The following is a 21,392-nucleotide window of genomic DNA, read 5'->3' on the forward strand; positions in this document are numbered from 1 at the left end:
GCCGGAGTCATCCGCGCCGTGGGCATTGGCCCCGCCTCCGCGCCTCCCTGCACGTACGTCAGCTCCGCGCCCAGCACCGGCTGCTCCGGAGCGCTCCAGCTGCGCAGCCGCGTCTCGAACGTGGAGAGCAGCTCCGAGGCGTCACCCCCTCGGCCAGGCAGCAGGTGCCAGGACAGTCGGTCCGAGAAGGAGTCCCCGCCACCTCGCAGCGCCGTCGCCGTACGCCGCGCCAGCTCTTCCACCTCGGCGCTTCGCTCCTTCAGGCGGGCTCGCTCCCGCTCGAGTCGGGCGAGCAACTCCTCCTGTTGAGGAGCGCCCTTCAGCAGCGTCTCCACCGCGTCGAAGTGGCGCATCGCCGCGTTCTGGCTCTGCGTGAGTGTCGAGGAGAGCTGCTCCGTCCGCTCGGCGGCGCTCCGACAGGCGTTGAGCGTCTCAACCGAGTCTGTCCCTCCTGGCAGCAGCCGTGCCCAGAAGCCCGGCGGCTCCGCGCACAGGGCCCTCGCCGAGCTCAGCACCTCCAGGGTACCCGTCGGTGCCAGATGCTGTTCCGAAGCCTGGTGTCTCGCGCGATGCTCTTCGAAGCGGCGCGTTCGCTCCTGGAGCACCTGCATGTCCACCTGCACTCGAGGAGGCGGTGGAGTGAAGTCCAGCTCGCGTGAGGCGGACGGGGTGGGCGACAGGGCGGCGAGGGCAATGAGCAGGACAGGGACCATGGAGTGCCTCCCAGGCCCCGGAAGTCAGGACAGGGCTTGAGGTGGCTTCCCCCTGTGCAAGCCCCGGACCCTCCCGAATTCCAAGGGGATGCCTGCTCGCCCACGGGGGGGAGTCCAGCTGCGTGGACGGTGCAGTCCACGGAGTGAGACTCCCTTCAGCCTCGGGCTCGCCGGCCGGCTCCACGGGAACCTGTATGCTTGTAGGACAGGTTTGGACGGACCGCGGAGCCCCTCTTGATGAGCCCACACGTGCACACGGCGCACCCGGACGCTCTTCCCCCTGGGACCGAGGTGGGGCCGTGGCGCGTCGAGGCCTGGGCAGGGCAGGGCGTCCATGGTGCCGTCTACCGGGCGGTAAGGGTCGGTCAGGAGCAGGCGGGCCCCGTGGCCCTCAAGCTGGCCTTGACCCCGGATGATCCACGCATGGCTCGCGAGAGGGCTCTCCTCTCGCTCGTGGACCACCCCAGCATTCCGCGCCTGCTGGACTCAGGTGAATGGCGGCATCCCCATGGGACGCGTCACCCCTATCTGATCATGCAGTGGGTGGACGGAGCCCCCCTGTACCTGTGGGCCGAGTTCCACTCCACGAGGGGGCGGCCCGTGCTCCGCATGCTGGCCCAGCTCGCCCGAGCACTCCAGACTCTCCATGCCCAAGGCGCCGTCCACCGCGACGTGAAGGGTGGCAACATCCTCGTGAGACACACGGACGGTCGCGCGGTCCTGACCGACTTCGGCTCGGGCTTCCAGGCGGGGGCCGCCACCCTGACTCCTCCTGGCGTGTTCCCCGGCACCCCCGTCTACCGGCCGCCAGAGGCAATGCTGCACGAACTGCGCTCGGTTCGGGGAGCCCGGACGGGCTACTCCGCTGGGCCCGCGGATGATCTGTACGCGCTGGGAGTCACGGCCTGCCGACTCGTCACCGGTGAGTACCCTGCACCTGGTGAACCCACTCGGGATGAGGCAGGGAACTGGCGGCTGGAGACCGTGGTGCCGCCTGCCGCGCTGTTCCGCGATAGGCATGTGGCTCCACCTCTTCGCGCGTTGATCCTCCGCATGCTTTCTGTACGCCCGGAGGAGCGCGGCACCGCGGCGGAGCTGGCCGACCTCCTGGAGGAGGCAGAGGCGCACCTTCAGGAGGTCGCCACGAGCGCGCACTCCAGAGGCGTTGCAGGGCCCGCCATGGCTCGCGCAGACGCTCGGCCTTGGCGGCGCTGGCTTCCGGCAGTCGCTGCGGGACTGGCCCTGATCTCCGGGATGTGGTGGGCAGGTGAGTGGTGGCCCGTAGAGCAGCTCATCCTGGCAAGGGAAGAGGTCGCGGGGGAAGACAAGGCGGATGCGGGCACCTCGGGGCTCGGTGAGGCGGTAGCGACCGCCTTCGAGGAGGATGCTCCCGAGTCTTCCATGCCAGACACATTGGCCGAGGACTCGCTCCCCAGGCCCTTGCCGGGGCAGACGCGACCTGATTCCAAGGGCCGATGTCCTCGCAAGCGGCAGGTGGCTCTCAACGGAGGATGCTGGTTGGAGGTCCCTCTGGAAGGCGGGGAATGCGCTGAAGTCAACGGGCAGATGTTCAAGGGGCAGTGCTACGTGCCCTTCATCGCGCCTGGGCGCCACCCTGCATCGAGCCCTTCGGATCCGCCGTGACCTGCGCCTCGTGGGCTCGAAACTTCGCGCCGCGTCGGCGGGTTTGTGCGAGCTTCCAGTCCATGTCTCTGCCCAAGACTCGCTTCGTTGAGACCACGCTGCGTTCTCCGCTGATGCACCTGCCCGTGCGTACCGCGATCTTCGAGCTCGAGAATGCGCGCATCCTGTTCTCCCCGGGCTCGATGATGACCGCCGAGCAGCTTCGAGAAGTCGGTGCTGTCACCGACATCGTGGCTCCGACGCTGATGCACACCGGTGGCATGAAGGCCGCCGCGCAGATGTACCCGGACGCAAAGCTCTGGGGCCCGGCTGGCGTCAGGGAGAAACACCCCGATCTCCCCTGGCACGGCATCCTCGGCGTCGACCCCTGGCCTTTCGAGAGCGAGCTCTCGCTCATCCCGCTCCCGGGCATGCCCAAACTGAACGAGTGCGCGTTTCTGCACCATGCCTCGAAGGCGCTCTACCTGACCGACATGGTCTTCAACATCGCCCAACCGAAAGGTCTCGCCGCCTGGCTGTTCTTCCGGATGTTCGGCACCTACCGCCGGTTCGCCGTGAGCAAGCTGTTCCTTCGGTACGCCAAGGACAGGCCCGCGCTCGAGGCGACCGTCGCGAAGATCGCCGGGCTCGATTTCCTGCACGTCGTCCCATCTCACGGCGATGCGGTGATGAACGATGGCAAGCCCAGGCTGCTCGCCGCATTCCGGGAGCGCGGGCTGCTCGCGTAGGCCCAGCCGCCTCACGCCCTGCGCAGGGTGATGACCTTCAGCTCGGGGGGAGCACCCAGCCTCGCCGGAGGACCGGTGGTGCCAACGCTACGGTTCACGTAGAGCCACGAGCGCCCCTGCCGGTACAACCCCGCCGTCCATCGGCTGACGAACCGGGCCAGCGAGAGGCGCCGGACGCCCGGGACCGCGAGCTGGCCGCCGTGGGTGTGTCCCGAGAGCGTCAGCTCGACATCGCGCGCCTGCGCCTCGGGAAACAGGTTCGGGTCGTGTGCAAGCAGCACCGTGGGGACACCCTCGGGGCGGTCCCGGAGTGCTCGCCCCAGGTCATGGCGCGAGGTCCAGGTGTCATCCACACCGGCAACGTACTAACCCGCTCGCGCCGTGCCTGCTTGGGTGCGTCGGGTTCGTCGGGCCTCTAGATTGTGCCTGGCTGCTCGGTTCGCTCTCTGCTACTCCGGCTCTCCAGGTCGCTGACGAGGTGGCACGAATGCTCCCCGGAACCCTGCTGACGCGGGACGCTGCAACGGAGGTCCTCAAGCGGATAGAGGCGGAACTGGGGCAGTCTACCGCCTACGATTGGCAACCTGTCTCAGTGGATACGGCTCTGGCCTGGATCGAGCGTTTGCCCTCCGAGGAGTTCTATCTCTACTACCAACATCCGGTTCACGACTTCATGGACCGATGCTCTCGCGTGGAGAAAGACACGGCGCTGCGATTCGTGGAAGAGCGATTCGCTCTCGAGCAAGGAGAGGGCGTGGACCTCTACCTGACTCCCTTGAACTTCAGCACCGTGTTCGCTGGGAATCACGATGGAAGGCTCTTTCGCGCAAAGTAGCCCGTGCCTCAGTCCATGGTCATGGGGTTCTCGGGGCGAGCAGTGAGGAGAGATCGCGAGGAGGGGCCTCGCCATGGCTTGTGAAACGGATGGCCTCGAGGCCAGGATTCGCACATGCCAGAGCATGAGGACTTCCTGGACCATACCGGACGGACACCCCGCGAGTTTGGTGCCATCCACGTTCATGTCGAGCCCGTGGTCCGTGGCCCCTCTGGTGCCGCGGTCGCAACGGTGTGGCTGCAGAGCGCCTTCGAGCCGCTGCTCCCGTCGGATGGCTTGCACGTCGTCGCCCGTCTGGCGGAAGACAAAGGGGAGCTGAGCCTCGAGCGACTTCCTCTGCCGGCGCTTACCGGAGGGAAGGTCGTTCGTTGGAGTTTGCCGCTCTCGCTACCGCAGAACGTGGAGGAGCTGCAGTTCCGCATCGAATATGGAGCCGGTCGGGCCTGACCTCAGTCCGTGTAGGCGAAGGCCCGCGCGGGAGCGGTCTCCGGGGCGCGGAAGAGCAGGATTGCCGCGTGCCCGGACAGGTTCCCCACGGCCACGAAGATGTCCGGATCCTTCAGGTTGCCATACCCGAGCCTCGCCGGCGCCTTGCCGTACTTCTTCTCCATCTCCGGCAGCGAGAGGATCTCGATGTCGTAGAGCGTGATGAGATCCGTGCGCTTCACGCGCAGCTGCTTCACCCAGGCGGCCACGAGCTCCTCGGGCGTGCCGTACCGCTTGTCCTCCAACTGGAACGGGTAGAGGAACTCCCCGGCAACTCGCCGGGCGTCTCCGTTCAGGAGGCTCTCGAAGATGAACCGGGCCGTCGACTTGACCCGGTCTCGCCGGTCGGCCTCCTCGTCGACCTCCGGCTCCGACCCCGGGGGAGACCCAGGCGGGGGCGGCATGGCCTTCGGGACAGGGGCCGCGGCCGCCGGAGCCGCCTTGGGTGTAGGTGCCGGGGCCGCCGGAGCCGGGGCGGGCGCCTTGGCCTCAGGGGCCGGCGTCGGAGCGGGTTTGGCCTCGGCCGGGGGGGCAGGGGGCGCCTGCTTCTCCTCCGCAGGGGCCGCTGTGGGCGCCGCCGGGGGGGCCGCTGCCGGCTCGGGAGCCTGGGCGAGGGCGGGGGAGGCGAGGGTGACGAGCAGGGCCAGGGACCAGGAACGCATGGGACCTCCAACAACGGGCCCACCGGTTCTACCAGAGCCCCGCCCGGATGGCCCGGCTCACTCCTGGGGCAGGCGACGAGGCAGGTTCACTCCCCGCGTGCATGTGCGGGTGGACGTTGCTATGGGGGCCTCCCGATGCCCAAGCGAACGGATATCCGGAAGGTTCTCGTGATCGGGTCGGGACCGATTGTCATCGGTCAGGCCGTGGAGTTCGACTACTCGGGGACGCAGGCCATCAAGGCGCTCCGAGACGAAGGTGTGGAGGTGGTGCTGCTCAACAGCAACCCCGCCACCGTGATGACGGACCCCGAGTTCGCTCACCGCACCTACATCGAGCCCATCACCGTCGAGGCCGCCGAGAAGATCCTCGCCGCCGAGCGCCCCGACTCGCTGCTACCCACCATGGGCGGTCAAACGGCCCTCAACCTCGCCAAGGCCCTCGCCGAGCAGGGCATCCTCGAGAAGTACGGCGTGCGGCTGATCGGCGCCTCGCTCGAGGCCATCAACAAGGCCGAGGACCGGCAGCTCTTCAAGGCCGCCATGCAGAAGATCGGCGTGGCCCTCCCCAAGAGCGGCTACGCCAGGACGCTCGACGAGGCGCTCGGCCTCATCGCCGAGATCGGCTTCCCCGCCATCATCCGCCCGTCCTTCACCCTGGGCGGTACCGGCGGCGGCATCGCCTACAACCGCGAGGAGTTCGAGACCATCTGCCGCGCCGGCCTCAAGGCCAGCCCCACCTCCACCATTCTCGTCGAGGAGAGCGTGCTCGGCTGGAAGGAGTACGAGCTGGAGGTGGTCCGCGACTCGGCGGACAACGTCATCATCGTCTGCTCCATCGAGAACCTGGACCCCATGGGCGTGCACACCGGTGACTCCATCACCGTGGCCCCCGCCCAGACCCTCACGGATCGCGAGTACCAGCGCCTGCGCGAGGCCTCGCTGCGCATCATCCGCGAGATCGGCGTCGACACCGGCGGCTCCAACATCCAGTTCGGCGTCAACCCGAAGGATGGGCGCATCGTCGTCATCGAGATGAACCCGCGCGTGTCCCGCTCCAGCGCGCTGGCCTCCAAGGCCACCGGGTACCCCATCGCGAAGATCGCCGCGAAGCTGGCGCTCGGCTACACGCTGGACGAGCTGCGCAACGACATCACCCGCGACACGCCCGCCTCCTTCGAGCCCACCATCGACTACGTGGTGGTGAAAATCCCTCGCTTCAACTTCGAGAAGTTCCCCCGCGCCGACCGCACGCTCACCACCAGCATGCGCTCGGTGGGCGAGGTGATGGCCATCGGCCGCACCTTCTCCGAGGCGTACCTGAAGGCCCTGCGCTCCATGGAGGCCTCGCGCCTGGCACTGGAGCCGGTGGACCTGCCCAAGGAGAAGGAGGAGCGCGAGAAGGTGCTCAGCGAGGCGCTCCGGGTGCCGCGCCCCGATCGCCCCTGGTACGTGGCCCAGGCCTTCCGCGAGGGCTTCTCGGTGGAGCGCGTGCACGAGCTGTCCGCCATCGATCCGTGGTTCCTGCGGAAGATCGAGGAGCTGGTGCACCGGGCCCAGTCGCTGCAGGAGTTCGGCCGGCTGGATCAGCTCCCGGACGAGGTGCTGCGCGAGGCCAAGGCTCACGGCTTCTCGGACAAGTACCTGGGCCAGCTGCTGGGCTACCCGGAGGCGGAGGTGCGCGCGCACCGGCAGACCCGAGGCATCCGCCCCGTGTACAAGCGGGTGGACACCTGCGCCGCCGAGTTCGAGGCCTACACCCCGTACCTGTACTCCACCTATGAGGAGGAGGACGAGGCGCCGCCCACGGACCGCAAGAAGGTGCTCATCCTGGGCAGTGGGCCCATCCGCATCGGTCAGGGCATCGAGTTCGACTACTGCTGCGTGCACGCCGCCTTCTCGCTGCGCGAGGCGGGGTACGAGACGGTGATGGTCAACTGCAACCCCGAGACGGTCTCCACGGACTACGACACCTCGGACCGCCTCTACTTCGAGCCGCTCACCATCGAGGACGTGCTCGAGGTGGCCGAGCGCGAGAAGCCGGTGGGCGCCATCGTCCAGTTCGGCGGCCAGACGCCGCTCAAGCTCAGCGTGCCGCTGGAGAAGGCCGGGCTGGCGGTGCTGGGCACCTCGCCGGACGCCATCGACCGGGCCGAGGACCGCGAGCGCTTCGCCAGGCTGATCGAGAAGCTGGGGCTGATGCAGCCGGAGAACGGCGTGGCGCGCAGCCACGAGGAGGCCTTCCGGATCGCCGAGCGCATCGGCTACCCCGTCATGGTGCGCCCCAGCTACGTGCTCGGTGGCCGGGCGATGGAGACGGTCTACGATCAGGCCAGCCTGGAGCGCTACATGCGCGAGGCCGTGAGCGCCTCACCCGAGCACCCGGTGCTCATCGATCGCTTCCTGAAGGAGGCCATCGAGGTGGACCTGGATCTGGTGGCGGACCGGACGGGCGCCGTGCTGGTGGGCGGGGTGCTGGAGCACATCCAGGAGGCGGGAGTGCACTCCGGAGACGCGGCGGCCACGCTGCCTCCGCACTCGCTGTCGCCGGATCTCGTGGAGCGCATGAAGGACCAGGCCATCGCGCTGGCCCGCGAGCTGAAGGTGATCGGGCTGATGAACGTCCAGTTCGCCATCCAGGGGAAGACCATCTACATCCTGGAGGTGAACCCGCGCGCCAGCCGCACCGTGCCGTTCATCTCCAAGGCCACCGGCGTGCCCCTGGCGAAGCTGGCGGCGCTCTGCATGGTGGGCAAGACGCTCGAGGAGCTCGGCGCCACGCAGGAGGTCGAGTTCAAGCACGTCGCCGTGAAGGAGTCCGTCTTCCCGTTCGCTCGGTTCGCGGGTGTGGACGTGATCCTCGGCCCGGAGATGAAGTCCACGGGCGAGGTGATGGGTATCGCGGACGACTACGCCTCCGCCTTCGCCAAGAGCCAGCTCGCCGCCGGCGTGAAGCTGCCGCGCTCGGGCCGGGTGTTCATCTCCGTGAAGGACGAGGACAAGCCCGCCGTGGTGGATCTGGCCCGGCGCCTGCGCACCCTGGGCTTCGAGCTGGTGGCCACCAGCGGCACCCATGCGTACCTGGCCACGAAGGGCATCCAGGCCCAGCAGGTGATGAAGGTGACGGAGGGCCGCCCCAACATCGTCGACAAGATCGTCGACGGGGCGATCATGCTCGTCATCAACACCACGTTCGGCAAGCAGGAGATCGCCGACAGCTTCTCCATCCGGCGCGAGGCCCTGATGCACGGCATCCCGTACTACACGACGGTGCAGCAGGCGCGCATGGCGGTGGGGGCGCTGGAGGCCCTGCGGCGCTCGGAGCTGAGCGTTAAGCCGCTGCAGGACTACCTCAAGCTCACCCAGCGCCCCGGGTAGCCCCTCGAGAGGGGATGCCCTGTTGGAACGCTGCTGACAGGGATGGCAGACTCGCGCGGCTCTGGGAGGTGCTTCATGCACACGCTCACCCGCGCCGCATCGCTTGCGCTGCTATCACTGGTCGTGGCCTGCACCAGCGTTCCGCGGCCCGAGACCGTTCTCGCCTCGGGCCAGACCGGTCCGGCTTCGCTCGTCTCCGACGGGACGTACCTCTACTGGACCAACCGCACGGGCGGAGAGGTGATGCGCCTGCCGCTGGCCGGGGGGACGCCCGAGCAGCGGGCGTCGGGGCAGGTTCAGCCGCAGGGGATTGCCCTCAGCTCGACGCACCTCTACTGGGCCAACCGGGGGAACCACACCGTCATGAAGTTGCCGCTGGCGGGCGGCGAGCCCGTTCCGGTGGCGACAGGCCAGTCGGACCCGGAGGACGTGGCGATCGCCGGAGGCTACGTGTTCTGGTCCAATGGCTCCGCGACGATGATGAAGGCGCCCGAGGCGAGCGGCGCGGCCTCGGCGGTGAGCGACCAGACCAGCAGCCCCAGCGAGCTCGTCACCAACGCCACGCACGTGCTCTGGGCCAACAGTGACGGCACCATCCGCCGTGCCCCGCTGGCTGGTGGGTCGGAGGAGACTTTGGCGCGTGGAGATCTCAACGCCACCAGCCTGGCCCTCGATGACACGCACGTCTACTGGACCACGTTCTGGGGCAGCATCCAGCGTGTTCCGCTGGCCGGGGGGGGCGTGGAGAAGCTGGCGGAAGGAGAGAACCACCCGCGTGCCATCGCCGTGGACGGCTCCTTCCTCTACTGGGCCGCAGGAGGCAAGGACGGAACCATCCGGCGCATGGCCCGCTCTGGGGGAAAACCTGAGACCTTCGCCGGTGACCAGGGCGAGCCCGCGGGAATCCTCCTGCACGCCGGCCACCTGTATTGGGTCAATCAGTCCGCTGGCACTGTAGTGCGTGCACCGCGCTGAGCAACCTACGGCGGGGCATGCCGATAATTTCCGCAAGGTTCACACGGAGATCAATCACATGCCCCGGATCAACGGTTCCATCGTTCCCCCTCGCGCTCGCACCCTCGACGACGCGTTTTCCGCCAAGACTCCCACCGCGAAGGCGACTCAGCCCGCGGCCAAGGTGACAGGCTTCGCGGGCGTGTCGAACTTCCTGGGAGGCGCCTTCAACGGGCTCCCGTCGAAGGCGGGTGGGCCGCACGGGACGGCGCCGAGCGGCGCGCGGAAGCTGTCTCCGAACGATCTGGGCGTGCTGGCGCAGGATCAGGGCAACACCAACGCGTGCGGTACGACGTCCCTGGCCAACGTGCTGACGCACTGGGGCCAGCCCACCACGCACGAGCAGGTGGACAAGGACATCCGCCACTTCGACATGTTCACCGCGCCGGACCGGCTCGTCGACTACGCGCGCGATCACGGGATGCGCGCCGAGCTCAAGGCGGACGCCAGCGTCGATGACATCGCGCGGATGGTGGACCAGGGCGTGCCGCCCATCGTCCTGATGGATCCGGACAGCGGCTCCAACGCCAGCCTGCACTACGTGACGGTGTCCGGCTACAACCGGGACGCGAGCGGCAACATCTCCGAGCTGGTCATCGCGGACAGCGCCGGTGGAGATCGCTACACGATGCCCATCGAGGAGTTCCAGAAGAAGTGGGACAACCTCGAGCTGGGCGGCATCGGCACGGGGCTCAACAACGTGATGATCTCCGTGGTGCCCAACGACGGCCGGAAGATCACCGGCGGCGACGGCGTGACGCGGAGCGCCTCGGAGATCAAGCTGCCGAAGTCCAGCTTCTGGTCCAGCATCAAGAGCAGCCTGGCGCGCGGGGTGGCCAACCTCCTGTCCGACGTAACGTCGTTCGCCGGCAAGGCCTGGAACGGGATCAAGAACGTGTGGAACGGCGTCAAGAACGCCGCTGGCGCCGTGTGGGATGGCGTCAAGAACGCCGGGCAGGCCATTGGCAACGCCGCCAAGAGCGCCTGGGACACGGTGACGGGCTGGCTCGGGTTCTAGCGAGCCCTCGCGGCCTCACATGACCGGGTATTGGTGGGTGAACAGGAAGAAGAAGATGCCCTGCATCACCCCCAGCCCGCTCACCAGCAGCATGCCCACCGTCGGCCGCTTCGCCGCGAAGACGCCCAGGCCCAGGAAGGCGGGCCAGCAGGACGCGGAGTAGCGGCCGAGCCCCCACAGGCCGATGGCCCAGATGACGCCACTGAGCACGAACCCGAACGCCGCCAGCGACCACCACGAGCGCTGACGGGTCGTGAGCACCACGCCCGCGATCACCAGCGCGGCGAAGGGCAGGTACGTGTTGATGAGCTGGAAGTTCTGGTCCGGTGAGCCCATCACCTTGAGCTGATCGGTGATGCCCCAGTAGGCGGCGGGCCCCCAGTTGTCGCGCGCCTTGTAGAAGCTGAGGAAGTCGCCCCAGGCGAGCTGCTGGTACAGCGCGTAGCCCCCGAGCGACAGCCACGGCAGCGCCAGCGCAAGCCACGCCGGGCTCTTGAAGAAGCGTCCCAGCGAGGGGCGCTGCTGGATCTGCGCGACGAGCAGCCCGATCCCCGCGAGCATCGTCAGGTGCCGGGCGAGCACGCCTCCAGCGAGCGCCAGCCCCGCGCGGAAGTGCTGGCCCCGCGTGGCGTAGTCCAAGGAGAGCGCGGAGAGCAGCACCATGAGCGACTCGGGGTGCCCGGCGGCGTGGAAGAAGGCGAAGGGGTAGGCGGCGAACAGCAGCAGGCCCCAGCGCGCGCTCTGCTCGTCCGAGAGCCGCCGGAACATGCGGAACAGCACCCGGTACGCGAGCAGGCACGCGATGTTGGCGACGATGAGCAGGCCCCAGTGCGGCGGGATGCGCGTGACGAACCCCAGCGCCTTCGTCAGCATCGGCAGCAGCGGGAAGAAGTTCGTCATCGGGCCGTTCCAGTACCCGTCCCGCGCGATGTAGTAGTACCAGCCGCAGTCCCAGCGGCAGAAGGGCTCGAAGACGGGCATCAGCCCGTACTCCTTGAGCAGCCCGGACGGCTGCTGGAGCCTGCGCTCGACGGCGATGCCGGCCCACGAGGCCATGGTGAGCGCCACGCGCGAGCCGAGCCAGACCCAGAACGGGAAGGCCCAGGCCTGGAGCCCTCGCGGCTCGGGCTCGGGCGGATGCGTGGGCGCTTCGGTCAGGGCCGGGGCGGTCTCAGGGGGCGCTTGCACAGTCAGAGGGTCCTCTAGCACAGCGCCTCGGGCAAGCCCACGCCCTGTGGGCTCCGCTCACGAGGTAGTCTCCAGAAGAGCAGGAGGGCGCCGTGAAGAAATGGATCATCCTGGGGATCGTGGCCGTCGTGCTGGGCGGCGTGTTCATCGGGCTCGACATCAAGGCCACCCGGGTCGCCGCGCAGATGAACGGCGTCATCCGCAAGAAGCCGTACTCGCCCACCCAGCGAGGCGCCGCGCTGCACTCGGAGCTGCTCATCGCGGATCTGCACGCGGACCCGTTGTTGTGGAACCGGGACCTGAACGAGCGCTCGGCGCAGGGGCACATCGACGTGCCTCGCCTCATCGAGGGCAACGTCGCATTGCAGGTCTTCGGCGTCGTCACCAAGACGCCCAAGAAGATGAATACGGAGCGCAACGACGACACGACGGATGACATCCAGCTCCTGGCCTTCGCCCAGCGGTGGCCGCCGACCACGTGGTTCAGCCTGGAGGCCCGTGCGCTGTACGAGGCCAGGAAGCTCGCGAGGACCGTGGAGGACTCGGACGGGAAGCTGGTGTTCATCCGGACCCGGGCGGAGCTGGACCGGTTCCTGGCGGAGCGGGAGAAGGACAAGGGCCGCGTCGGGGCGCTCCTCGCGCTCGAGGGGATGCACGCGCTGGAGGGGAGCATCGAGGCGGTGGATGCGCTCCATGACGCCGGGTTCCGGATGCTGGGGTTCGCCCACTTCTTCGACAACGAGGTCAGCGGGTCGGCCCACGGAGTGAAGAAGGGCGGCCTCACGGAGCTGGGCCGGGCCGTGGTGAAGCGGATGGAGGAGAAGGGGATGACGCTCGATCTGGCGCACGCGTCCCGGCAGACGATCTCGGAGGTGCTCGCGATCGCCACCCGGCCCGTCGTGGTCTCTCACTCGGGCGTGAGGGGCACGTGCGACAACAACCGGAACCTGAGCGACGAGCAGCTCCGGGCGATCGCTCGCAACGGTGGGGTGGTCGGCATCGGGTACTGGAGCACGGCCACGTGTGGCAAGGACGCGAAGGCCATCGCCCGAGCGGTCCGGCACGCCGTGTCGGTGGCCGGGATCGATCATGTCGGCCTGGGCTCGGACTACGACGGAGCCGTCACGGCGCCGTTCGATGTCGCGGGGCTGGTCGAGCTGACCGACGCGCTGATCGCGGAGGGGCTGAGCGAACGGGAGATCCGCAAGGTGGCGGGAGAGAACGCCGTGCGCGTCCTGCGAGCCAATCTTCCGGCGCAGTGACGCGCTGCCTCAGTTCTCCACGGTGTACGTCATGCGGACGGGCTGTCCGTCGCGCTCGACCTCGAGCTCGATGCGGGAGGTGCCCCGCAGGTGGGTGTAGGCCTCCAACGCGCGCGTCGGGTTGTCCATCGTGAAGCCGTTGATGCGCGTGAGGATGTCTCCGTTCCTCATGCCGAGCCGGGCGTACAGGGAGTCCTGCCGCATGCCGAACACCTTGAAGCCCTGGGGGCTCCCGTTGCGGAAGGTGGGCACGATTCGGGCCTGCGTGGCGATCTGGTTCATGTTGGCGAGCGCGTTGTCCACGTCCTGGCGCTGGATCGTATACGTCCCGGGTCCTGTCTCCCGGATGCTGGAACCGAGCCCCGTGGAGTTCCCGGCCGGGGCGGGAGGAGGTTGGGGTGCAGCGACCATCCCAGAAGAGGCGGGGAGGGAAGCGAGATCGAGGACCTCCATGCGGTCGCCGTTCATGAGCAGCACCCGCGTGCGCTCGATGGCCAGGACCTGGGCGCCCTGAAGCATGCTGCCCGTCCAGACGGTTCGAGTGCGGCGCAGGGCGTCGTCGTAGACGGAGGCCAGCGACATCCCCGAGGAGGAGGACGTCATCGTCCCGAGCAGCTTGAGCGAGAGCTGCGTGGTCTGTGCGTCGGAGGGGAGCTCCGCGGGAGGCTTCGGGGCCTTGTCCAGTGACAGGCCCGTGTGCCGGGCCAGCAGCTCCGCGGAGAGTGGGGTGCTCGTGGAGTGCGGGGCGGTGGAGACTTCCTGTCGCGGCATGCTGGGCGCCGTGGGCACGGAGAAGAGCGAGCCGCTCACCAAGGTGTTGACCGTCTGCGCCACGAGCGTGCACGCGCATGCGAGCATGGCGAGGGTGAACGCATGGAACGAGGAGCGGACGAGCGCGGACATGGGCTGCCTCCCTGAGGTGGGCGTGGATGAGTGCCATCCCAGAGCAAGGCCAGTACCAACGGAGCTACACCGGCTCGCTCCGAGGGGAGCACGGGCAGCTGGCGCGGACCTCACCTGCTTACGCGTGACAAAGTGTCCGAGGCGGCTCCGGGGAGCATGACGACTCGCCAACCCGTCCAGCTTCGTGCGAGGGAGTCCACGGAATGAGACGCGGGAGAAACGAAATCACAGGCTTTCCGGAAGCTCTGCGCTCGGAAGTCCGGAAGATAGACGTCTGGCCCACACCTTGCTCATGGCTCGCGTCGGGGGCGATTGACGCGCGAGCCTGTCCACCGCACGCTGACGGGCATGGGACAGGACGCATCTGAGCGTGGAGGAACCTTCCCCCGGGCCCCCACGCAGGAAGAGTGGGAGGCGATGGGGCCCGAGGAGCAGGCCCGGGTGGTGGAGTCACTGCCCGGAGAGGTGACATGGGACGAGATGGCGATGCCGGAGGGCGACAAGCACTCCGGAGCCAAGTCGAGGGTGAGGGATCTGCTCGAGGGTTACTTCGGTCACCAGCGGCGCAAGGTGTACCTGGGCTCCGAACTTCCCATTTACTATCCAGCAGAGCGGCGGTTCGCGCCCGACCTGCTGGCGGTGCTCGATGCGGAGCAGTACGAGCGCAACAAGTGGGTGGTGAGCCACGAGGGCAAGGGGCTGGACTGGGTGATGGAGGTCCACGTGGGCGGCGACCGCAAGAAGGACGCCGAGTACAACGTGAAGCGCTACGCCCGGCTCGGCATCCCCGAGTACTTCATCTACGACCGCAACAAGGAGAAGCTGGAGTTCTACCGGCTGGCGACTCCGGACGCGCGACAGTACACGCGCGTCGAGCCACGGCGGGGCCGCTACCTCTCCGAAGTGCTGGGGCTGGAGTTCGAGGTGGTGGGCGAGCAGCTCCGAGTCTGGTCCGGCAACGCGCTGCTGCTGGAGTCCAAGGAGCTGCTGGCGCGAGCCATCGAGAGGCTGGAGGAGACGGAGCGCCAGGCTGAAAGCGAGGCGAGACGGCGCGAGGAAGAGGCTCGTCTGAGACAAGAGGAGACGCGCCTGCGTGAAGAGGAGACACGCCTGCGTGAAGAGGAGACGCGCCTGCGTGAAGAGGAGGCGCGCCGACGAGAGGACGCGGAGCGCCGTCTCGCGGAAGAGTCGCGGCGGCGAGAGGAGGCAGAGCGCCGCCTGGCGGAGCTACAGGCCGAGATGGCACGCCTTCAGCCCCATCGAGGCTGAAGGCGCCCCGCTCGAAGCTGCTCAGCCGAAGGAGGCGTCCCGGCCTCGGGTGGGCAGCGCGGAGGCCGTGCCGGAGAGCCATTCATCGCAGGCCCGCGCGGCCTCTCGTCCGTCCGAGATGGCCCAGACGATGAGGCTTGCGCCCCGGTTCGCGTCGCCCGCGCAGAACACGCCCTCCGCCGAGGTCGCGAAGCGCGAATCCACCTGCACCGCGCCTCGAGGCGTGAGCCGGACGCCGAGCTCCTCCTGCAGCTGCGTCGTGTCCGGCCCCGTGAAGCCCATGGCGAGGATCAGCAGATCCACCTCGTGCGTCACCTCGGAGCCGGGCAGCTCCACCAGCCGGGTGGAGCCGTTCGCCTGCCGCTCGAGCCGCACCTTCACCGCGTGGAGCTTCTCGAGCCGTCCGTCGGTCCCGGACAGGTGCTTCGTCATGAGCCCGAAGTCGCGCTCGCCGCCTTCCTCCTGGCTGGACGAGGTGCGGAACACCAGCGGCCAGAGCGGCCAGGGATTGTTCGCGGCTCGCGTCATCGGCGGAGCCGGGAGCAGCTCCACCTGCGTGACACTCCGCGCGCCCTGTCGCAGCGCCGTGCCCAGGCAGTCCGAGCCCGTGTCTCCACCGCCGAGGATCATCACCCGCTTGCCCTCGGCGTTCCACCGAGGCTCCAGCGTGGCCAGCCCCGCGACCACCCGGTTCTGGTGCTCCAGGTACTCCATCGCCTGCACCACGCCCGCGAGCTCACGCCCCGGCACCTCCAGCTCCCGGGCCCTCCGCGCCCCGATGGCCAGCACGACCGCGTCATGTTGTTCACGCAGCGCGCGGTAGCCGGGCGCCTTCGCGACATCCACGCCGGTGCGGAACTCCACTCCCTCCGCCTCCATGATCGCCAGCCGACGATCCAGGATGCCCTTCTCCATCTTGAAGTCCGGGATGCCGTAGCGCAGCAGTCCGCCAAGCCGATCGTCCCGCTCGTACAGCGTGACGGAGTGGCCCGCCCGGTTGAGCTGCACCGCCGCCGCCAGCCCCGCCGGCCCCGAGCCCACCACCGCCACCCGCTTGCCCGTGCGACGCGCTGGCGGCTGAGGCTGGACCCAGCCCTCCGCGAAGGCGCGCTCGGCGATCTCCTTCTCCATCTGCTCGATCGTGACGGGGCTCTGATCGATGGAGAGCACGCACGCGGCCTCGCACGGCGCCGGGCACAGCCGCCCGGTGAACTCCGGGAAGTTGTTGGTGCTGGTCAGCGCGAGGAACGCCGCCTTCCAACGCCCGCGGTAGACCGCCTCGTTGAAGTCCGGGATGGGATTGCCCAGCGGACAGCCCTGCTGACAGAAGGGCACACCGCAGTCCATGCAGCGCCCCGCCTGCCGCTTCGCCTCGTCGGGAGCCAGGGGGAGCACGAACTCGCGCGAGTCGTGGATGCGCTCTTGCTTCTCCCGCTTGGGCGCGGGCACGCGGGACCACTCCATGAATCCGGTCGGCTTACCCATGGCTCAGCCCTCCCCCCCGGCGTGGCGGCGCTGCGGCGCCAGCGTGGGCGTCTTGCGGGCCGCGCGGCGGGCCTGGAGCACGCGCTTGTAGTCAGTGGGCATCACCTTCACGAACTGCGGCACCATCAGCTCCCAGTTGTCGAGCACCCGGCGCGCCAGCGTGCTCCCCGTGTGCTGGAAGTGGCGTTCGATCATCCCGTGCACGAGCCAGATCTCCGACTCGTCCACCAGGGACTCCAGCTCCACCATCTCCAGGTTGCAGCGCTGGCGGAACGAGCGCTCCCGATCGAGCACGAACGCCATGCCGCCGCTCATGCCCGCGGAGAAGTTGCGCCCCGTGCGCCCGAGCACCACCACCACGCCGCCCGTCATGTACTCGCAGCCGTGGTCCCCCACGCCCTCGACGACGGCCTGGGCGCCGCTGTTGCGCACCGCGAAGCGCTCGCCGGCCATGCCGCGCAGGTACACCTCGCCGGCCGTGGCGCCATAGAGGACGGTGTTGCCCACCAGCACGTTCTCCTCGGGCGCGAAGCGGCTGCCCGACGGCGGGTAGACGATGATGCGTCCGCCGGAGAGCCCCTTGCCCAGGTAGTCGTTGGCGTCGCCCTCCAGCTCCAGGGTGACGCCGCCGGTCAGGAACGCGCCGAAGCTCTGGCCGGCCGAGCCCTGCAGCTTGATGCGGATCTGCCCGTCCGCCAGCCCGCGCGAGCCCTGGCTCCGGGCAATCTCGCCCGAGAGCATCGCGCCGACGGCGCGGTGGGTGTTGCTCACCGGGCGCACCAGCATCGTGGGGGCGCCCCCGTCCAGCGTGGCGCGCGCGTGCTTCAGCAGCTCGTGATCCAGGTGGTCCGACACGTCCTTGCGCTGAGGCGTGCGACAGCGCCGAGGCTCGGTCTCCGGAGCACGTGGCGGCTCCAGCAGCGCCGCGAGGCTCACCCGCTGGGCCTTCCAGTGCGTCGAGCCGGGCCGCTGCCGCAGCAGATCCACCCGGCCCACCAGCTCGTCCAGGCGCCGCACGCCCATGGCCGCCATCTGCCGCCGCAGATCCTCGGCCACCAGGAAGAAGAAGTTCACCACGTGCTCGGGCTTGCCCTGGAAGCGCTCGCGCAGCTTGGGATCCTGGGTGGCGATGCCCACCGAGCAGGTGTTGAGGTGGCACTTGCGCAGCATCACGCAGCCCACCGCCACGAGGCTCGCGGTGGCCATGCCGAACTCCTCGCCGCCCAGCAGCGCGGCGATGAGCACGTCCCGCGCGGTGCGCAGGCCGCCGTCCACCTGCACCCGGATGCGCTCGCGCAGGCCGTTGTGCACCAGCACCTGCTGCGTCTCCGCCAGGCCCAGCTCCCACGGCAGGCCCGCGTGCTTGATGCTGGACAGCGGCGAGGCGCCCGTGCCGCCCTCGTACCCGGAGATGACCACGCACCCGGCGCCGGCCTTGGCCACGCCCGCGGCGATGGTGCCCACGCCTACCTCGCTCACCAGCTTCACGCTCACCCGCGCCGCCGGGTTCACCGACTGCAAGTCATAGATGAGCTGCGCCAGATCCTCGATGGAGTAGATGTCGTGGTGCGGGGGAGGGGAGATGAGCGTCACGCCCGGGTTGGACCAGCGCACCCGAGCGATCCGCTCGTCCACCTTGTGGCCCGGCAGCTGGCCGCCCTCGCCGGGCTTGGCGCCCTGGGCGATCTTGATCTGTAGCTCCTCCGCGTTGACGAGGTACTCGGTGGTGACGCCGAAGCGCGCGCTGGCCACCTGCTTGATGGCGCTGCGCCGCGAGTCCCCGTTCTCGTCCGGCGTATAGCGGTGGGCCTCCTCGCCGCCCTCGCCGCTGTTGGAGCGCCCGCCGATGCGGTTCATCGCGATGGCCAGCGTCTCGTGCGCCTCGGCGCTGATGGAGCCGAAGGACATGGCGCCGGTGACGAAGCGCCGGACGATCTCGGTCGCCGACTCCACCTCGTCCAGCGGCACCGGGGCGCGGCCCTCCGTCACCACGTCCAGCAGACCGCGCAGGTTGCACAGCTCGCGCGTCTCGTCATCCGCCAGCCGCGAGTACTCGGCGAACACGGCCGCGTCGTTGGCGCGCACCGCCGCCTGGAGCTTCGCCAGCGTGGCCGGGTTCCACTTGTGCGTCTCGCTGCGGCGGCGCCACTGGTACTGGCCGCCGGAGGGCAGCAGGCCTTCCTCGGAGCCCGTCGCCGGACCGAAGCCGCGCGTGTGGCGCTCCTGCACCTCGCGGCCCAGCTCCCGCAGGCCCACGCCCTGCACCCGCGAGGCCGTGCCGGTGAAGTGCTTCTCGATCAGCGAGCGCTCCAGGCCCACCGCCTCGAAGAGCTGCGCGCCGCGGTAGGACTGCAGCGTGGAGATGCCCATCTTGGACATCACCTTGAGCAGCCCCTCCTCGATGGCGTGGATGAAGTTCTCCTGGGCCTTCTCGTGGTCCACCTGGAGCTCACCCGCCTCGGCCATGGCGCGCAGCGTGTCCAGCGCCAGGTACGGGTTCACCGCGGAGGCGCCGTAGCCGAACAGGCAGGCGAAGTGGTGCACCTCGCGGGCCTCGGCCGTCTCCACCACCAGGCCGGCGTACATGCGGATGCCGTCGCGCACGAGCCGCTGGTGGACCGCCGACAGCGCCAGCAGGGTGGGGATGGGAGCGTTGGTGGCGTCCACGCCGCGATCACTCAGCACGAGGATGCTGGCCCCCGAGTCCACCGCCGCCACGGCGTTGTCGCACAGCCGCTCCACCGCGATCTCCAGCCCTTCCTCGCCCCACTCCAGGGGGTAGGTGAGCGAGAGCACGCGCGTCTCGAAGACGCCCTCGTCGCGGATGGAGGCCAGCTTGGCCAGGTGCCCGTTGGTGAGGATGGGGCCCGGCAGCGACAGGCGGTGGCACTGATCCGGCGTCTCCTCGAAGGTGTTGCCCTCGGGGCCGAGCGCCGTGCTCAGCGTCATCACCAGCGCCTCGCGGATCGGATCGATGGGCGGGTTGGTCACCTGCGCGAAGAGCTGGTGGAAGTACGAGAAGAGGCTCGGCGCCTGATCGCTGAGCACCGCCAGCGGGGTGTCCGTGCCCATGGAGCCCACCGGCTCCTTGCCCGTCTCGCCCATGGGCTGCAGCAGCAGCCGCGCGTCCTCGTCCGTGTAGCCGAAGGCGCGCTGAAGCCGCCACAGCTCGTCGCCGCTCAGCCGCGCGGGCGCGGGCCGGTTCGGCAGATCATCGAAGGTGAAGACGTTGCGCTCCAGCCAGCGGCGGTAGGGCCAGCGGCCGGCGATGTCCTCCTTGACCTCCTCGTCCTCGAGGATGCGGCGCTCGGCGGTGTCCACCAGCAGCATGCGCCCCGGGGTGAGCCGCCCCTTGCGGCGCACCTGCGAGGGGGGCACGTCGATGACGCCCGTCTCCGAGGCCAGGATGAGCCGGTCATCCTCGGTGATGAGGTAGCGCGCCGGGCGCAGGCCGTTGCGGTCCAGCGTGGCGCCGATGAGCTGGCCGTCCGTGAAGGCGATCGCCGCGGGCCCGTCCCACGGCTCCATCAGCGACGAGGAGTACTCGTAGAAGGCGCGCCGCTCGTCGTTCATGGTGGCGTGGCCCTCCCACGCCTCCGGGATCATCATCATCATCGAGTGCGGCAGCGTGCGCCCGCCCAGGTGGAGAAGCTCCACCATGTTGTCGAACTGGGCCGAGTCGCTCTTGCCGGGGACGATGAGCGGGTAGAGCGGCTCCAGGCTGCCGCCGAACCGGGCCGACTGGAGCAGCCCGCGGCGGGCGTTCATCCAGTTCCGGTTGCCGCTCAGCGTGTTGATCTCGCCGTTGTGGGCGATGTAGCGGAACGGCTGCGCCAGCTCCCACGTGGGGAAGGTGTTGGTGGAGAAGCGCGAGTGCACCAGCGCCAGCGCGCTCACGAACTCCGGGTGCCGCAGATCCTCGAAGAAGAGCGGCAGCTGCCGGGGCAGGAGCAGGCCCTTGTAGATGATGGTCTCCGCCGAGAAGCTGGCCACGTGGAAGCGGCCCCACCGGTCCACGCCCAGCTCGCGCACGCGGTTCTCGGCGAGCTTGCGGATGCGGTACAGCTTGCGCTCGAAGGCGCTGGGCACCACGCGGCGCCGGGCCACGAAGAGCTGGCGGATGACGGGCGCTACCTCGCGCGCCAGGGGGCCCAGGTGCTCGGGCGCCACCGGGACGTCTCGCCAGCCGAGGAAGCGCTGGCCTTCCTCGGCCACCACCTCCTCCAGGATCGACTCGCACCGCGAGCGCTCGTACGGCTCCGAGGGCAGGAAGATCTGCGCCACCGCGTACTGGCGGCGGGGCGGCAGATCGATCCGGAGCCGCGCGGCCTCTCGCTCGAAGAAGCGGTGAGGCAGCTGCACGAGGATGCCGGCGCCATCTCCGGTCTCGGGATCGCGCCCGGCCGCGGCGCGATGGCTCAGCCGGTTGAGCAGCTCCAGCGCATCGTCGACGATGCCCCGAGACTTCTCTCCCTTGATATGGACCACGAAGCCGACGCCGCAGGCATCGTGCTCCGTCTCGGGTTCATACAGCCCGTACCGCCCCGGGACGTGCGACATCAGCTGGCTCCCTCCTGCTCTCTCTGTGATGAGGTGTCCAATGGTGTTCACTGGCCGACGCACCATGGTAATGCGTCGCGTCAACCTGGGGAAGGAGCGTTTGAGGCGAAGCTGCTCGGAAAGGTTGTCCTGGAAGCAGGAGAGCAGGCCCCTCGAGCTACTCCTCGGACTTTTGTGGATTTCGCAACGCGTCAGGCTCGTTCGATGACGCGGCGCGTGGCCCATCAGGGGTGTTATCCGTGCGGGTGCC

At 69.0% G+C, this 21,392-nt stretch carries 16 protein-coding genes; 9 read left to right on the forward strand and 7 right to left on the reverse strand.

The annotated features are described in order from the left end of the window. On the reverse strand, positions 1 to 713 hold a 713-nt coding region (locus tag KY572_RS44430; protein WP_224249861.1), incomplete at its 3' end, for a hypothetical protein. Between the two features lie 237 nt (positions 714 to 950). Here KY572_RS44430 and KY572_RS44435 point away from each other — a divergent pair. Continuing rightward, positions 951 to 2,357, forward strand: coding sequence for a serine/threonine-protein kinase (locus KY572_RS44435; protein ID WP_224249862.1), 1,407 nt, complete (start codon positions 951 to 953; stop codon positions 2,355 to 2,357). A 62-nt stretch (positions 2,358 to 2,419) separates the two neighbouring features. After that, entirely contained in the window at positions 2,420 to 3,085 is a 666-nt protein-coding gene (locus KY572_RS44440; protein ID WP_224249863.1) for a DUF4336 domain-containing protein, read from the forward strand. Between the two features lie 11 nt (positions 3,086 to 3,096). Here the strand turns inward: KY572_RS44440 and KY572_RS44445 are convergent, their stop codons facing one another. Then, positions 3,097 to 3,438, reverse strand: a complete 342-nt coding sequence (locus KY572_RS44445; protein ID WP_224249864.1) for a metallophosphoesterase — start codon at positions 3,436 to 3,438, stop codon at positions 3,097 to 3,099. A 134-nt stretch (positions 3,439 to 3,572) separates the two neighbouring features. Here KY572_RS44445 and KY572_RS44450 point away from each other — a divergent pair, with 134 nt between their 5' ends. Further along, the gene (locus tag KY572_RS44450) at positions 3,573 to 3,920 is read left to right on the forward strand and encodes a hypothetical protein (RefSeq protein ID WP_224249865.1); all 348 of its coding nucleotides are present in this window, start codon (positions 3,573 to 3,575) and stop codon (positions 3,918 to 3,920) included. A gap of 114 nt (positions 3,921 to 4,034) precedes the next feature. After that, a complete protein-coding gene (locus KY572_RS44455; protein ID WP_224249866.1) occupies positions 4,035 to 4,367 on the forward strand; it encodes a hypothetical protein in 333 nt (110 codons plus the stop codon). 2 nt (positions 4,368 to 4,369) lie between these two features. Here the strand turns inward: KY572_RS44455 and KY572_RS44460 are convergent, their stop codons facing one another. Further along, on the reverse strand, positions 4,370 to 5,068 hold the full coding sequence (locus tag KY572_RS44460) for a hypothetical protein (protein ID WP_224249867.1): 699 nt from the start codon (positions 5,066 to 5,068) through the stop codon (positions 4,370 to 4,372). Between the two features lie 135 nt (positions 5,069 to 5,203). On the opposite strand from KY572_RS44460, the gene carB reads away from it, so the two are divergent. From carB to KY572_RS44475, 3 genes are all read left to right on the forward strand, one after another. Then, positions 5,204 to 8,443: a carbamoyl-phosphate synthase large subunit gene (gene carB / locus KY572_RS44465; RefSeq protein ID WP_224249868.1), complete on the forward strand. Its 3,240-nt coding sequence runs from the start codon at positions 5,204 to 5,206 to the stop codon at positions 8,441 to 8,443. 75 nt (positions 8,444 to 8,518) lie between these two features. Further along, positions 8,519 to 9,418, forward strand: a complete 900-nt coding sequence (locus KY572_RS44470) for a hypothetical protein (protein ID WP_224249869.1) — start codon at positions 8,519 to 8,521, stop codon at positions 9,416 to 9,418. A 58-nt stretch (positions 9,419 to 9,476) separates the two neighbouring features. Continuing rightward, complete coding sequence (locus KY572_RS44475; RefSeq protein WP_224249870.1) at positions 9,477 to 10,475, forward strand: C39 family peptidase; 999 nt, start codon at positions 9,477 to 9,479, stop codon at positions 10,473 to 10,475. 15 nt (positions 10,476 to 10,490) lie between these two features. Here KY572_RS44475 and KY572_RS44480 read toward each other — a convergent pair whose 3' ends face one another. After that, entirely contained in the window at positions 10,491 to 11,663 is a 1,173-nt protein-coding gene (locus tag KY572_RS44480; protein WP_224249871.1) for a glycosyltransferase family 39 protein, read from the reverse strand. Positions 11,664 to 11,755: 92 nt separating this feature from the next. Here KY572_RS44480 and KY572_RS44485 point away from each other — a divergent pair, with 92 nt between their 5' ends. Next, positions 11,756 to 12,925 carry a dipeptidase gene (locus tag KY572_RS44485; RefSeq protein ID WP_224249872.1) on the forward strand — a complete coding sequence of 390 codons (1,170 nt, stop codon included), beginning with the start codon at positions 11,756 to 11,758 and terminating at the stop codon, positions 12,923 to 12,925. A gap of 9 nt (positions 12,926 to 12,934) precedes the next feature. On the opposite strand, the gene gspC is transcribed toward KY572_RS44485, so the two are convergent. After that, the gene (gene gspC / locus KY572_RS44490; protein ID WP_224249873.1) at positions 12,935 to 13,828 is read right to left on the reverse strand and encodes a type II secretion system protein GspC; all 894 of its coding nucleotides are present in this window, start codon (positions 13,826 to 13,828) and stop codon (positions 12,935 to 12,937) included. A 348-nt stretch (positions 13,829 to 14,176) separates the two neighbouring features. Here gspC and KY572_RS44495 point away from each other — a divergent pair, with 348 nt between their 5' ends. After that, positions 14,177 to 15,097 (forward strand): Uma2 family endonuclease, encoded by a 921-nt coding sequence (locus tag KY572_RS44495; protein WP_224249914.1) that lies wholly within the window; start codon positions 14,177 to 14,179, stop codon positions 15,095 to 15,097. Between the two features lie 21 nt (positions 15,098 to 15,118). Here KY572_RS44495 and KY572_RS44500 read toward each other — a convergent pair whose 3' ends face one another. Together KY572_RS44500 and gltB are read right to left on the reverse strand one after the other, a co-directional pair. After that, positions 15,119 to 16,582, reverse strand: a complete 1,464-nt coding sequence (locus tag KY572_RS44500; RefSeq protein WP_224249874.1) for a glutamate synthase subunit beta — start codon at positions 16,580 to 16,582, stop codon at positions 15,119 to 15,121. A gap of 3 nt (positions 16,583 to 16,585) precedes the next feature. Next, the gene (gene gltB, locus KY572_RS44505; protein WP_407660117.1) at positions 16,586 to 21,142 is read right to left on the reverse strand and encodes a glutamate synthase large subunit; all 4,557 of its coding nucleotides are present in this window, start codon (positions 21,140 to 21,142) and stop codon (positions 16,586 to 16,588) included. Positions 21,143 to 21,392: the final 250 nt, after the last annotated feature.

The organism is Hyalangium gracile (assembly GCF_020103725.1).
Taxonomy (GTDB): domain Bacteria; phylum Myxococcota; class Myxococcia; order Myxococcales; family Myxococcaceae; genus Hyalangium; species Hyalangium gracile.

Excerpts from the sequence above, each read along its gene's own strand:
- KY572_RS44435 (WP_224249862.1), top strand. The coding sequence starts at position 951 with ATGAGCCCACACGTGCACACGGCGCACCCGGACGCTCTTCCCCCTGGG.
- KY572_RS44440 (WP_224249863.1), top strand. The coding sequence starts at position 2,420 with ATGTCTCTGCCCAAGACTCGCTTCGTTGAGACCACGCTGCGTTCTCCG.
- KY572_RS44450 (WP_224249865.1), top strand. The coding sequence starts at position 3,573 with ATGCTCCCCGGAACCCTGCTGACGCGGGACGCTGCAACGGAGGTCCTC.
- KY572_RS44455 (WP_224249866.1), top strand. The coding sequence starts at position 4,035 with ATGCCAGAGCATGAGGACTTCCTGGACCATACCGGACGGACACCCCGC.
- KY572_RS44460 (WP_224249867.1), bottom strand. The coding sequence starts at position 5,068 with ATGCGTTCCTGGTCCCTGGCCCTGCTCGTCACCCTCGCCTCCCCCGCC.
- carB (WP_224249868.1), top strand. The coding sequence starts at position 5,204 with ATGCCCAAGCGAACGGATATCCGGAAGGTTCTCGTGATCGGGTCGGGA.
- KY572_RS44470 (WP_224249869.1), top strand. The coding sequence starts at position 8,519 with ATGCACACGCTCACCCGCGCCGCATCGCTTGCGCTGCTATCACTGGTC.
- KY572_RS44475 (WP_224249870.1), top strand. The coding sequence starts at position 9,477 with ATGCCCCGGATCAACGGTTCCATCGTTCCCCCTCGCGCTCGCACCCTC.
- gspC (WP_224249873.1), bottom strand. The coding sequence starts at position 13,828 with ATGTCCGCGCTCGTCCGCTCCTCGTTCCATGCGTTCACCCTCGCCATG.
- KY572_RS44495 (WP_224249914.1), top strand. The coding sequence starts at position 14,177 with ATGGGACAGGACGCATCTGAGCGTGGAGGAACCTTCCCCCGGGCCCCC.
- KY572_RS44500 (WP_224249874.1), bottom strand. The coding sequence starts at position 16,582 with ATGGGTAAGCCGACCGGATTCATGGAGTGGTCCCGCGTGCCCGCGCCC.
- gltB (WP_407660117.1), bottom strand. The coding sequence starts at position 21,142 with ATGTCGCACGTCCCGGGGCGGTACGGGCTGTATGAACCCGAGACGGAG.